The following is a 12,410-nucleotide window of genomic DNA, read 5'->3' as shown; positions in this document are numbered from 1 at the left end:
GGGCACGGCGGTTTCGTGAAATCGGCGCTGAGGGGGCGCGACACGGGTGCCGCGCGGGGGACCGACGGGCCGGACCCGGCCGTCCTCGGCCGTGGGGCGGAATGCCGCCCCCGGTCCCCCGTGTCGGAGGAGGGCGGTAGGTTCCCCTCCGACACCCCCACGAAGTATCGGAGCACCCCATGCCGTCCCCTGCCGCCTGCCACCTCGTCTACTGCGAGGGGTGGGACCCCCTGGCCGCCCGCCCCGTGGGTCTGTTGGAGCCGGACACCGCCCGGGAGCGCGACGAGGCCGGTGAACAGTACGCCGTGCTCGTCCGGGACCCCGGGGGCGAGCCGCTCGTCCTGCTGGAGATCGCCTGGTCGCACGACCACTGCGGGGTCTGGCTGTTCGACGCCGACGGTGAGCGGCGCACCCACCACCGCTACGCGCGCCGGGAGGACGGCGCGCTCGCGCTCACCCACAGCCGACGCTGGCCGGAGCCCGCCGCGGAGGAGGCCGACGAGGAAGGGAGGCTCGTGCTGACCACCGCCGTGCTGATGGGCCCGGAGTGGGCCAGCTACCACCACGACTACCTCGGCGGCGGGCGCACCACCGTCAACCGGTGGCCCGACGAGGACCTCGTGTCGATCGCGACCAGGCCGGCGCCCGGGTTCGGCCGCTGGGAGGAACTCCTGGCCCTGCACCCCCGGCTGAGCGATGCGACCGTCCGGCTGAGCGAGGCCGACGTCGAACCCGACCCCGTGCCGGTGACCGCGCCCTGGAGTCCGCCGGGCCCGTTGGCCCCGGTCGGCGTCGACGAGCTCTTCCGGCCGGGGGGAGAGCACCGGGACGCGCGGTGGAAGAAGGAGGCCGAGATCGAGGTGCACGACGCCGGAACCGTCACCCTGCCCACCGGTCGGGTCCTCGTCTTCGACCCCTCCCGGCTGGACACGATCACGGAGGAGCAGGCCCTGTCGGTCCCCCTGCCGCCCGGGGAGCACCCCGTGCGACTGTCCGTGCTGCGCTCGGCCGCCCCCGACCGGGAGTTCGCCCTGGTGGCGGGGGTGCGGATCGACGTCGCCGACCTGGCGGGAACCCCGGTCGACTCCTGGGAGATGGCCCTGAGCCCCGGCCAGGACTTCCACATCCTCGGCGAGGGCCAGTTCTTCGGTGTGCTGGTGGACGGCGGCAGCGGTGTGGTCAGCCTCTGCGACGCGGCGTGCCTGCCCCGCCTCCGGGAGCTGTTCTCGGATCCGGAGCGCGACCACAACCTCCTCATCGGTCACACGGAGGAGGAGCTGGCGCGGTTCGCGGACCGGGAACGGCGGATGCGGGAGGCGGCCCGCGCCTTCCTCGACGAACCCGGGGCCCGTACGGCCCAGCACTTCGCGGGGACCGTCGGCGACTCCATGGGTGGGGAAGCGCACACCCGGAGCGGTGTGTGGCTGCTGAGGAGGCTGGCGCACGCGATCGTCCACACGGAGGTTCCCGGTCCCCTCACCTCCACCGACCCCCGGGAGCGGGCCGAGGACACCAGCCCGTGGTCCAGGACCCTGGACGAGCCCGTCAGCGGCGGGAACATGGTGACCGTCCCCGCCGGTTACGGCGCCGACCCCTGCCCGATGTGGCTGGGGCGGACCGCCGACGGCCGCGTCGCGGCCCTGGTCGTCGACACCCGGGTCATCGACCGGCCCACCGAGGTGTAGCGGCCCGGTCCCGTCCCACGTGCCCCGCCCCACGCGAGGTCGCGGACCCCTCGGGTGGGGCCGGGAACGTCCCGGTGCGTGACGCGTCACCGTCCCACCGGTGTGCACACTCACACGGAAACCCGTTCTGGCCTGCGATAGTGTGGGGCCTCGTCGTCGCGTGGGCCGCCGTGGTTCCGGGGTCCGCCCCGCTTTCTCCGGGGCCGTCCCGACGAACCGGCGGATCGCGCCCGACGCCCCGCCCCCGCTCCACCGCCTGCCGGCTCCGCCCGACGGCCGTCGCACCGACCCCGTCGCCGCCGGACGCCACACGCGCACGGCGGGTGGAGCCTTCCGATACCGGCCCAGACGCGCCGGTGCTTCCATCCGAGGGGCTTTTCGCTACTTTCATGTTCTCCACCTTGCGTTCACGCGCGTCCGCGCGAGGCAGACGTTCCGACCTGTGGGTCACGGGTGCGACCGGCGCCTTCCTGGCCGCGTTCGTCCTCGCGTCCCTGCTCTCACCCCGTACGGTCGGGGCCGCGGTGGACACGGCCTTCACCTGGTCCGCGCGCTGGTTCGGCGCCTACTGGCAGCTTCTGATGCTGGCCACCTTCGTCATCGTCACCGTCCTGGCCTTCTCCCGCTACGGCAGGGTCCGGATGGGCGGCTCCGAGGCCCCCGAGTTCGGCCGGTTCACCTGGGTCGCGATGATCGCGACCACCCTGCTGGCCGCGGGAGGGGTGTTCTGGGCGGCGGCCGAACCCATCGCCCACTACGCCTCGCCGCCGCCGCAGTACGCCGACGGGGCGGGCGGAGCCGGGAGGGCGGCCGTCGCGATGGCGCAGAGCTTCGCCCACTGGGGCTTCGTCGCCTGGGCCGCCGGCGGTTCGCTGGCCACCCTGGTCATGATGCGCGGAGTCGAGAAGGGCATGCCGCTGCGTCCGCGCACCCTGTTGTGGCCGCTCATGGGCGAGCGGGTGCGCACACACTGGATCGGCGCTGTCGTCGACATCAGCTGCGTGCTCGCCGTGGTCGCCGGGACCGTGGGGCCGATCGGCTTCCTCGGACTCCAGATCTCCTACATCTCCGGCGCGCTGTTCGGCCTGCCCGACACCTACGCCGTCCAGGCGCTGATCATCCTGGGCCTGACCGTCGTGGCCGCGATCTCGGTGCTGAGCGGCATCCACCGGGGTATCCAGCTGCTGAGCAGGGCCAACGTCTGGCTGGCCCTGCTGCTCATCGTCGCCGTGGTCAGCATGGCGTCGCTCCCCTTCGTCGTGGACCTCTACCTCCAGGCGGGCACCGTCCACGCGCGGGAGTTCCTGGCCATGAGCCTGTACCGGGGCGACGAGACGTGGCTCGGGTACTGGACCCTGTTCTTCTTCGGCTGGTTCCTGGGTTTCGGGCCCATGATGGCGATCTTCTTCGCCCGTATCTCCCGGGGGCGCACCGTACGCGACATCTACGTCGGGGCGACGGTCCTGCCCGCGGTGGTCACCACGGTCTGGTTCACCGCGCTGGGCGGTACCGGCATCTGGCTGGAGCGGCGGGACCCGGGGACGATCACCGGCCCCTACGCCGAGGACGGTCTGCCCGCGGCGGCGCTGTCCATCCTGGAGGCGCTGCCGATGACCGCGGTACTGGGCGTGCTGACGGTCCTGGTGGCCCTGATCTTCCTGGCGTCCACACTCGACTCGATGTCCTACGCCATCGCGGCCTCCGGCATGCGTGAGGGCGAGCCCTCGGGGCTAGCCCGGGCGGTCTGGTGCGTGGGGATGGGGCTGGCCGCCGTCGCGCTGCTCCTGGTGGGGGACGGCGGTATCCAGGCGCTGCAGTCCTTCATCGTGGTGACCGCGGTCCCCGTGGGCCTGATCATGCTGCCGACGCTGTGGACCACACCCCCTCTGCTGCGTGACATGGCCGTCGAACAGGGCATCGTCGCTCCGCGCCCGCGTACGTCCTCGCCGTCGGATCGGGAGGGCGCCGAGGAGGCGCGGGTCGAGGAGACGGTGGGCTGACCCGCGCCGGGGCGCCGTTCACACCCCGGCGCCCCGGCGCGGACGCCCTCACGCGTAGGCGTCCCACACGTGCCGGTAGGCGGCCACGTAGTCCGGGTGGTTGTCCAGCGCGAAGTTCCCGCCCACGTCGGCGTGGAAGTAGCACAGCCAGGCCAGCCCGTGTTCGGCGTGGTCGCCCAGCTCCGCGAACGACCGCAGCCACGCGGCCTTCCGCTCCGGGGAGACGTACCAGCGGCCGTGGTCCACCCCGAACTCGCCCACGCCGAAGGCCAGCCCGTGCGCGTTCGCGTGGTCGAGCGCCACCCGCACGTGTTCGACGGCCGACAGCTCCGGTGTCCCCTCCAGGTCGACGTAGGTGTCCACGGCGAGGAAGTCGGACAGCTCGGGGATCGCGTACGCCAGCTCGTTCCTGTTCCGGACGCCCCAGTTCACCAGGCACGGACCGATCCCGGCGAACCCGCCGACCTTCGTGTACGCGAGGTGGACCCTCCGGTACAGGATCTGGTACGCCCGCGCCGACATGTTGTCCCGGGGCTCGTGATAGGGGATCACCCACACGTTCGACCGGTCCGGAACGGACCTGAACAGGCGGACCAGGGCGTCGACCGTCGTCGTCGGACCGGGTTTGAACGACCACACCTGGGTGCGGCACCCGTGGTCGTGGCGCAGGTGCGACTCGGAGAAGGACGGGGGGACGCCCGGGTCGTAGACGCGCCGCACGCGCATGCGACGTTCCGTCATGTCCTGAGCCTCCTCGATGAGGCGGGGCCAGGAGGTGTGGCGGCCTCGCCAACCGACCGCCATACCGATCGACGTCGTCGTGACCGGGTGTCCGCCCTCCAGTGTCGACACCCGGGTTTCCAGTGCGCCGACGCGGGACCGGAGTTCGTCGACCCGGGCGGAGAGGGCGTCGATCCGGTCCAGGACGTCGTCGCGCGCGGGCACGGCGCGTTCGTTCATGGTTCTTCTCCCCGTGGCCGTTCCAGGGGTCGTGGAGTCCGTTGTGGGAGGCGTTCCCCGGTACCGTCGCGTCGGGGTCCGCCAGGGCGGGGTGTTTCGGGAGCGGGAGGATTTCTGGGGGTGAGGGGGCGTTACCCGGGCGCCGCCGTCACCTCGGCGCCCTCAGGGGTGCATATTCCCCCCGCACGGGGATTTCATGCCCCGGTGTTGTTTTTCTCCTGCGCGCGGTGTTCTTTGCCGCCTATTCGCAAGATTCTTTTATCAGGTCTTATCGGTATTTTCTGCTCAGAATTCTGGTGTGGGCGGCACGGCCGTACGGCGGAGTTCCCCGGCCCCGGCCCCGGCGGCTCCGCCCCCGGCTCCCGTGCCGTCGGCCACCGGCCACCGACTCCCGGCGTCGGCCCCCGGCTCCGTGACTCACGACCCGGGCGCCCACTCACTCGGGCAGTGCCTGCACCGGGTCGTGGCCTCGCGCGACGTCTCGCCGTGGGTGGCCCGGAGCGGCCGGTCCTCCCCGATGCTCTTCCACTGCTCGGCGGTCGCGTCCGGAATCCACCCCCAGCCCGGGTGCTCGCCCGACCGGATCCCGGCCTCGTCGTTGTGCCAGCACCCGGGTTGGTGCGCCGTGTCGCCCGGGGAGATGAGGATGATGTCCGGCGGGAAGGGGGGTGTCGTCATGCGTCGATGCTCCCCGACGACACCCGCCTCCACCAGGGGCGAAGGTCACCCGCGCCAGCCCCGCGCCCGACCGTGGCCCCGCCCGTCACGCCAGCCGCTTCAGCACCCGGGGGAGCTCCCGGGTGTGCGCGACCGTCAGCCGCCTGGTGGCGCGGGTGAGCGCCACGTACAGGTCGTTGGCGCCGCACGGCTGCTCCAGCAGGACGTCCGGTTCCACGACCACCACCGCGTCGAACTCCAACCCCTTGGCCTCCGTCGCGGTCAGCACCACCACCGGCCGGTCGTCGCCCCCGCGCCCGGCCCGCCCGGCCTCCGGCAGCGCCGCCGCGACCCCGTCCACGTCCCGGTCACCCGTGATGACCGCGACCCTGCCCTCGCCGATCGCCTCGGTCTCCTCGGCCACCAGCGCGGGCAGCTCCACCGCCCACGGCCCCTCAAACCGCACCGCGCGCGGCGGGTCGCCCTCCTCACGGACCGACTCGGGCGGCTCCTCCCGCGGTGCCGCCTCCCGCAGCACGTCGGCGGCCACCGCCATGATCGGCGCCGGGGTCCGGTAGTTGACCCGCAGTCGCTCCACGTGCACCTTCTCCCGCACGTAGGGTTCCAGCGCGTCGAGCCAGGACCGGGTCCCCATCGTGTTACCGGTCTGGGCGACGTCCCCCACGACAGTCAACGACCGCGTGGGCACCCGCCGCATCACCGCGCGCCAGGCCATCGGGGACAGCTCCTGCGCCTCGTCCACGATCACGTGCCCGTAGGTCCACTCCCGGTCCGCCCCCGCGCGGTCGGCGGTGGTCAGGTCGGGGCCGGAGTCGCGATGGCGCTCCGCCAGCGCGGCCCCCTCGATGAGCTTGGAGCCGTCCCAGACCCTGACCTCGGACAGCCCGGTGGCCTCCAGCACGCCCTGGGCGTAGCGCTCCTCCTGCGCCCGCTCGGCCGCCTCGCGGCGCTCCCGCGCCCGGTCCGCGCTGCCGTCCCGGCCGAGGAGCTCGGCGGCCTCGTCCAGGAGCGGCACGTCCTCCACGGTCCACGCCGACCCCCGGGCGCGGACCAGGGCGGCGCGTTCGTCGGGGTCCAGCCCGGCTCGCGCCCCCACCCGCTCCAGTGCTTCGGGGTCCGAGAACAGCTCCTCCAGCAGTCCCTGCGGTGTCAGCGGCGGCCACAGCGCGTCGATCGCCGCCCGCACCGGGTCCTCCTGCCAGAGCCGTCGGCCGTGGAAGGGCAGGTCCTCCTCGTCGACCGGCCGCGACAGCAGCGTCGCCTCGGCCCGCGCGAGTTCGGTGAGCAGCGCGTTCACCACGTACGTGCGGGCCGCGTTGTGCGCCCGCCGCGAGCCGCGCGCGGCGGACAGGACACGCCCGCACTCGGCGCCGGGCACGGTCAGGACGCCGGTGTCGGTCTCCACCCGCAGGTCGACGTCTCCGAACGCCTCCGTCGGCGTGCGCTGGCGGTCGCGTACGGCGGCCCGCACCAGGTCGACCATCCGGGTGGAGCCCTTGACGCGCGCGGTCGCGTGCGGGTCGTGCCGGTGCGCCTCGACGCCGGGGACCAGGGTGCCGACCGTGCGCATCACCACGTCCGTCTCCCCGAGCGAGGGCAGCACGTCGCCGATGTAGCGCAGGAACGCCGGGTTGGGGCCGACCACGAGCACTCCGCGCCGCTCCAGCACGCGGCGGTACGTGTAGAGCAGGTAGGCGGCGCGGTGCAGGGCGGCAACGGTCTTGCCGGTGCCCGGTCCGCCCTGGACCACGAGGGCCCCGGACAGCCCCGCCCGGATCACCCGGTCCTGTTCGGACTGGATGGTGGCCACGATGTCGCCCATCCGCCCGGTCCGGCCCCGGCGCAGCGAGGCGAGCAGCGCCGCCTCGCCCACCAGTTGGCGGCGGTCGGTCTCGGTGAGGCGGTCGGGGTCGAAGACCTCGTCGTCCAGGCCCACGACGCGGCGGCGACGCACCCGCAGGTGGCGGCGGCGGGTGAGTCCGGCGGGGTCACCGGGGGTGGCGGCGTAGAAGGGGCGCGCGGCGGGGGCGCGCCAGTCGACGAGGATGGTCTCGTGGTCGGCGTCGCGCAGCCCGATCCGCCCGACGTAGAGCGTCTCGGGCTCCTCGTCCCCGCCGTCTCCGGCGGCCAGGTCGATCCGGCCGAAGCACAGCCCCTCCTCGACCGAACCCAGCTGCGCCCGGCGCCTGGCCTGCGCGTACGACCGGTCCTCGCGCTCCACGAGCGCCGCGTAGCCGGACCGGTCCTGCAGGTGGGCGGCGGAGAGCTGTTCCTCGGTGTGGGCGCGCAGCACGTCCAACCGGTCGTACATGGCGCTGACCCGGGCCTGTTCCTCGGCCAGGGCGGCGCGTTCGGGGGACTCGGCGCCCGGGCGGGCGTCCTCGCCGGGGGAGCGGCGTGTGGCGGTGTCCGACGGGGTGGTGGCGGCGGTGGTGTCCGGCACGGTGTCCGCTTGACGGAGCTCCATCTACTTGCTATCCTTTAGTTAGATGGTTTTTTGTGTGCTAAATGCTGGAAACGGCGAAATCCTCATCGTAGCACGCATCCATCCGCGCGGCGCGCCCGCGACACCGGGACCCGGGCCGCCCCACAGCCGCGGCCGTACCCCGGCCCTATCCGGGGAGAGGACGCTCAGCCGTCCCCTCCGGTCAGGCCCAGCCGGTTCAGCGCCGCCGCCACGCGTTCCTCCTCCTCGGCCAGGAACACGGCGAACTCCTCACCCGCCAGATAGGCGTCCGTCCACCGGTTCCGCTCCAGTTCCGCGCGCCACTCGCCCGAGCCGTGCAGGTCCGCGACCATCGCGAGCAGCTCCTCCCGGTCCGGTCCGGACAGCCCCGGCGGAGCCAGCAGTCCGCGCCAGTTGAGGAAACGCAGCCCGATCCCCGCCCGCTCCAGCGTCGGCGCGCCCGTCCCCGGGTCGGGCTCCGCGCCGGTCACCGCCAGCACCCGCAGTTGTCCCGAGTCGATCGCCGCGCGCTGCTCGCTCGGCCCGGCCGCGGCGAAGTCCACCTCGTGGTTCAGCAGCGCCGCCTGCACCGGACCGCCTCCGTCATAGGCGCGGTAGTCCACCGCCCTCGGGTCGATCCCCAACTCCTCGGCCAGCAGCATCGTCACCATGTGGTCGGGACCGGCCGGGGTCGACCCGCCCCCGACCGCCATCCCGGACGGGTCGGCGCGCCAGGCGTCGACCAGGTCGTCGATGGTCTCCAGCGGTGAGTCCGACGGCACCAGCAGCGCCTCGGGCTCCTCGATCAGCCGGGCCAGGGGCGTGGCCTCCGTCGCCGAGTGCGACGCCGACTCGATGTGGGAGTTGGCCAGCACCCCCAACCCCATCTGGAGGACCAGACCGGGGGTGCCGCGCTCGTACACCAACCGCGCCAGGGCCGCCGTGCCCGACACCCCCGGCAGGTTGAACACCGTCACGTCCCGGACCGCCCCCGTGTCCTCCAGGACCGCCTCGACCGTCCGCGCCGTGTGGTCGAACCCGCCTCCGGGCGGCGTCGGCACCATGATCCGCAGCTCCGCGGGGCCGCGCTCGGCCAGGCGGCCGGTCAGCGGCAGGCAGGCCGCCAGGGGCAGCACGAAACCGGCGGCCAGTACGGCGCGCCGGTTCGTGCCCCTCATGTGGTCCGCCCCCTCGAAGGTCAGCTCCTCAGCGACTCCGCGCGGTCGGAGTCCTCCTCGGCGCCCCGACCGGCGGACGCGGCGGCGACCCCGGCGGCGGACCGACCGGCCACGCGCTCCCGGACCGCCCGCACCAGCGACGGAACCATCGACAGCACCGCCAGGGCGACGAGCGCCGCGGAGATCGGCTCGGTCACGAACACCGACCAGTCCCCACCGGAGATCTGGAGGGCCTGGCGCATGGACTTCTCCATGAGCCCGCCCAGGATCAGCCCCAGGATCATCGGCGCGGCCGGGAAGTCGTTCTGCCGCATGAGGAAGCCGACCACGCCGAACGCGGTCAGCAGACCCAGGTCGAACACGCTGAAGCTGAGCCCGTACACCCCCACCACGCAGAATACGACGACCAGCGGGATCAGGACGGCCTTCGGCGTCTTGAGCACCTTGGCGAACACCGGGATCAGCGGCAGGTTCAGCACGAGCAGCACCGCGCTGCCGATGTACATCGACGCGACCAGGCCCCAGAACATGTCCGGGTTGTCGGTGAGCATCAACGGTCCCGGCTGCACCCCCAGCACCAGCAGCGCGCCGAGCAGGATCGCCGTCGTCCCCGACCCGGGCACACCCAGCGTCATCAGCGGGACGAACGAGCCCACGGCGGCGGCGTTGTTGGCCGACTCCGGCGCGGCCACGCCCTTGGGGTTGCCCCGCCCGAACGTGGCGCCGTCCTTGGCGATGCGCTTCTCCGTCGAGTAGGACAGGAAGGACGCCACGGTCGCCCCCGCGCCCGGCAGCACACCGGTGAAGAAGCCCAGGACGCCCGAGCGCAGCGTCGGCGGGGTGATCCGCGCCAGCTCCCGCCCGCTCAGCCGGAGCGAGGTGACACCGCCCCGGGCGCCGCCCCGCCCGCGGCGGTTGAGCATCACGAGTACCTCGGCCAGGGCGAACACGCCGAGCGCCACGATGAGGAACTCCACCCCCTCGAACAGCTCGGGCAGGTCGAAGGTGAACCGGGTGATCGCGGTCTGGGAGTCGATGCCCACGAGCGCGACCATCACCCCCACGACCGCCGAGACGAGCCCCTTGACGAGGTCGCGCCCGGCCAGGGAGACCACGGCGGTCAGACCCAGCACCATCAGGGCGAAGTACTCCGTCGGGCCGAAGCTGACCGCGAACGACGCCAGGCTGGGCGCGATCATCATCAGGCCCACGACGCCGATCGTGCCGCCGGTGAAGGACGACAGCGCGGCGATCGCCAGCGCCTTGCCCGCCTTCCCCTGGCGGGCCATCGGGTAGCCGTCGAACGACGTGGCGACGGTACCGGCCACGCCCGGGGCGTTGAGCAGGATGGAGGAGGTGGAGCCGCCGAAGATCGCCCCGTAGTAGACCCCGGCCAGCATGATGATCGCCGAGGTCGGGTCCATGCCGTAGGCGATGGGGATCATCAGCGCGATCGCGCTCATCGGGCCCAGCCCCGGCAGGATGCCGATGACCGTGCCCGCGAGCACGCCGATGAGGACGAAGAGCAGGTTCTGCGGGGTGACCGCTACCGCGAACCCCTGGACGAGTTGGTCGAGCATGGTGAGGGTGTCTTTCGCCTCGGTGGGGTCAGAACGGGAGCGGTCCGCTCGGCAGGACGACGCCCAGCCCCTCGGACATGGCCAGGTACAGCACCAGGGGTACGCCCACCGCGACCGCGGCGGTGGCCACGTGGCGGCGGTAGCCCAGGTAGACGGTCGTCGAACCCAGGTACAGGGCCGTGGACAGGATGAACCCGAGCGGCTCGAACAGCGCCACGTACACGATGAGCGCCGCGACGAACAGCGCGACCTCCAGACGCGGGTCCCGCAACCGGCCCAGCGCGCCCGTGCCGGTGGCGCAGCCCGGAGCGGACGCGGCCCCCTTCCCGGTCGCGGCCGGTCCGCCGTCCTCCGCGCCCGGACCGTCACCGTCCGACCCGTCGCGGGGAGCCGTACCGCCGTCCGCCGCCTCGTCCTCCGGAGCCGCCTCGTCGTCGGTCGCGTCCGGGGTGCGTTGGAAGAACAACAGCACCGCCAGCACCAGCAGCACCGCTCCGAGCCAACGCGGCAGGGTGCCCGGCTGCACGGGGACGTTCACCGCCGTGTACTCGGGCACCTGGAAGGCGAGGACCAGGTAGCCGAGCGCGAACACGGCGAGCGCCACCGCCACCGTCCGGTTGCTGAACCCGAAGGTCCGCCTGTTCCCGGAGCCCTCGGACCGCACCGGGGCGCCGGGGGCCCCGGACCCCCCGAGGGGGCGGAGCGGGGCCGCCCCCTCAGAGCCCGACTCACGCGGGGTCATGGTGTCCTCCGTCGTCACTGGAGCCCGACCTCGGTCAGGATCTCGGTGAACTCCGAACGCCGCTCGTCGAGGAACGCGCCGAAGTCGTCACTGTTCTGGTAGGCGTCGGTCCAGCCGAGCGAGGCCGACTCCCGCTGCCACGCCTCGGTCTCCATCAGCTCGGCGAACAGGTCCTCGTAGTAGGCGACCTGGGCCTCCTCCAGCCCGGCTGGGGCCATGACGCCGCGCCAGATGTCGAAGGTGAAGTCGACGTCCTGGTCGAGCAGCGTGGGCACGTCCGGGTAGGCCGCCACCGGCTCGGGGGAGGAGATGGCCAGCGCCCGCAGCTCTCCGGCCTCCAGCATGCCCGCGGCCTCGCTGGCGCCCGCGACCGCCGCGTCCACGTGTCCGCCGAGCAGGGCGGTCATGGCCTCGCCGCCGCCGTCGAAGGGCACGTAGCTGATCCCGGCCGCGTCGCCGCCCGCCGCGTTGACCGCGCCCGCCAGCGCCACGTGGTCCATGCTGCCGGGGCCGGAGCCGCCGCCGATGTTGGCGCCGCCCGCGTCCACCGTCTCGACCAGGTCGTCGAAGGTCTCCATCTCCGAGTCGGCGGGAACCAGGTAGACCATGTAGTCGGTGGCCAGCCGCGCGATCGGGGTGAAGTCCTCGTGGTCGTACTCGGAGTCGCCCGCCATCGGCACCAGGATGATGGGCGGGCTGGTCACGAACAGTGTGTGCGGGTCGGCCTCGCGGCCCGCCACGTAGGCCCAGCCGATCGCGCCGCCCGCGCCCGGTTTGTTGACCACCTGGACCGACTGGTCGACCAGCCCCTCCGACTCCAGCAGGCGGGCGCTCGTGCGGGCGAGCGTGTCCCAGCCGCCGCCGGTCGCGGCGGGCGCGGTGATCTCGATCGGGCGGTTCGGCTCCCACGCGCCGTCGGCGTCGGTGGTCCCACCGCTCTCACCGCAGGCCGCCACGGCCAGCGGGAGGACGGCGGCGGCCGCGGCCAGCCGCAGCGCCCGGGCTCTGGTCAGCCCGGTTCCGGGTCTGGACGGGAAAGGGGATGTGATGCGCCGCATAGTGTCTCCGTAGGGGATGCCACCGGGTGTGTTCCGGATCTCTTGTGAGGCGACACACAGGCAAACAGACGGAAACACCAGTG

Annotated in this window: 9 protein-coding genes; 2 read left to right on the top strand and 7 right to left on the bottom strand. The window is 73.1% G+C overall.

What is annotated here, in order from left to right:
• Window positions 1–179 precede the first annotated feature (179 nt).
• Window positions 180–1,685: a DUF4241 domain-containing protein gene (locus tag DVR05_RS21915; protein WP_116247792.1), complete on the top strand. Its 1,506-nt coding sequence runs from the start codon at window positions 180–182 to the stop codon at window positions 1,683–1,685.
• A 389-nt stretch (window positions 1,686–2,074) separates the two neighbouring features.
• Window positions 2,075–3,685: a BCCT family transporter gene (locus tag DVR05_RS21910; protein ID WP_116247791.1), complete on the top strand. Its 1,611-nt coding sequence runs from the start codon at window positions 2,075–2,077 to the stop codon at window positions 3,683–3,685.
• A gap of 48 nt (window positions 3,686–3,733) precedes the next feature.
• Here DVR05_RS21910 and DVR05_RS21905 read toward each other — a convergent pair whose 3' ends face one another.
• From DVR05_RS21905 to DVR05_RS21875, 7 genes are all read right to left on the bottom strand, one after another.
• Window positions 3,734–4,645, bottom strand: a complete 912-nt coding sequence (locus tag DVR05_RS21905; RefSeq protein ID WP_116247790.1) for a hypothetical protein — start codon at window positions 4,643–4,645, stop codon at window positions 3,734–3,736.
• Between the two features lie 417 nt (window positions 4,646–5,062).
• On the bottom strand, window positions 5,063–5,323 hold the full coding sequence (locus tag DVR05_RS21900; protein ID WP_116247789.1) for a hypothetical protein: 261 nt from the start codon (window positions 5,321–5,323) through the stop codon (window positions 5,063–5,065).
• Between the two features lie 85 nt (window positions 5,324–5,408).
• A complete protein-coding gene (locus DVR05_RS21895) occupies window positions 5,409–7,790 on the bottom strand; it encodes an ATP-binding domain-containing protein (RefSeq protein WP_116247788.1) in 2,382 nt (793 codons plus the stop codon).
• Between the two features lie 164 nt (window positions 7,791–7,954).
• The gene (locus DVR05_RS21890) at window positions 7,955–8,947 is read right to left on the bottom strand and encodes a tripartite tricarboxylate transporter substrate binding protein (protein ID WP_116247787.1); all 993 of its coding nucleotides are present in this window, start codon (window positions 8,945–8,947) and stop codon (window positions 7,955–7,957) included.
• A 20-nt stretch (window positions 8,948–8,967) separates the two neighbouring features.
• Entirely contained in the window at window positions 8,968–10,527 is a 1,560-nt protein-coding gene (locus DVR05_RS21885) for a tripartite tricarboxylate transporter permease (protein ID WP_232832259.1), read from the bottom strand.
• Window positions 10,528–10,555: 28 nt separating this feature from the next.
• Window positions 10,556–11,269, bottom strand: coding sequence for a tripartite tricarboxylate transporter TctB family protein (locus DVR05_RS21880; protein WP_198659289.1), 714 nt, complete (start codon window positions 11,267–11,269; stop codon window positions 10,556–10,558).
• A gap of 14 nt (window positions 11,270–11,283) precedes the next feature.
• On the bottom strand, window positions 11,284–12,327 hold the full coding sequence (locus DVR05_RS21875; RefSeq protein ID WP_232832258.1) for a tripartite tricarboxylate transporter substrate binding protein: 1,044 nt from the start codon (window positions 12,325–12,327) through the stop codon (window positions 11,284–11,286).
• Window positions 12,328–12,410: the final 83 nt, after the last annotated feature.

Source organism: Nocardiopsis sp. FIRDI 009, assembly GCF_003386285.1.
Classification (GTDB): Bacteria; Actinomycetota; Actinomycetes; order Streptosporangiales; family Streptosporangiaceae; genus Nocardiopsis.
The sequence above is the reverse complement of the archived record's forward strand: the minus strand, read 5'-3'. Positions and strand labels throughout refer to the sequence as shown.

What these genes read in the sequence shown, in the direction of transcription:
- DVR05_RS21910 (WP_116247791.1), top strand. Translation starts at nt 2,075, where the DNA reads ATGTTCTCCACCTTGCGTTCACGCGCGTCCGCGCGAGGCAGACGTTCC.
- DVR05_RS21875 (WP_232832258.1), bottom strand. Translation starts at nt 12,327, where the DNA reads ATGCGGCGCATCACATCCCCTTTCCCGTCCAGACCCGGAACCGGGCTG.
- DVR05_RS21890 (WP_116247787.1), bottom strand. Translation starts at nt 8,947, where the DNA reads ATGAGGGGCACGAACCGGCGCGCCGTACTGGCCGCCGGTTTCGTGCTG.
- DVR05_RS21895 (WP_116247788.1), bottom strand. Translation starts at nt 7,790, where the DNA reads ATGGAGCTCCGTCAAGCGGACACCGTGCCGGACACCACCGCCGCCACC.
- DVR05_RS21880 (WP_198659289.1), bottom strand. Translation starts at nt 11,269, where the DNA reads ATGACCCCGCGTGAGTCGGGCTCTGAGGGGGCGGCCCCGCTCCGCCCC.
- DVR05_RS21885 (WP_232832259.1), bottom strand. Translation starts at nt 10,527, where the DNA reads ATGCTCGACCAACTCGTCCAGGGGTTCGCGGTAGCGGTCACCCCGCAG.
- DVR05_RS21915 (WP_116247792.1), top strand. Translation starts at nt 180, where the DNA reads ATGCCGTCCCCTGCCGCCTGCCACCTCGTCTACTGCGAGGGGTGGGAC.
- DVR05_RS21900 (WP_116247789.1), bottom strand. Translation starts at nt 5,323, where the DNA reads ATGACGACACCCCCCTTCCCGCCGGACATCATCCTCATCTCCCCGGGC.
- DVR05_RS21905 (WP_116247790.1), bottom strand. Translation starts at nt 4,645, where the DNA reads ATGAACGAACGCGCCGTGCCCGCGCGCGACGACGTCCTGGACCGGATC.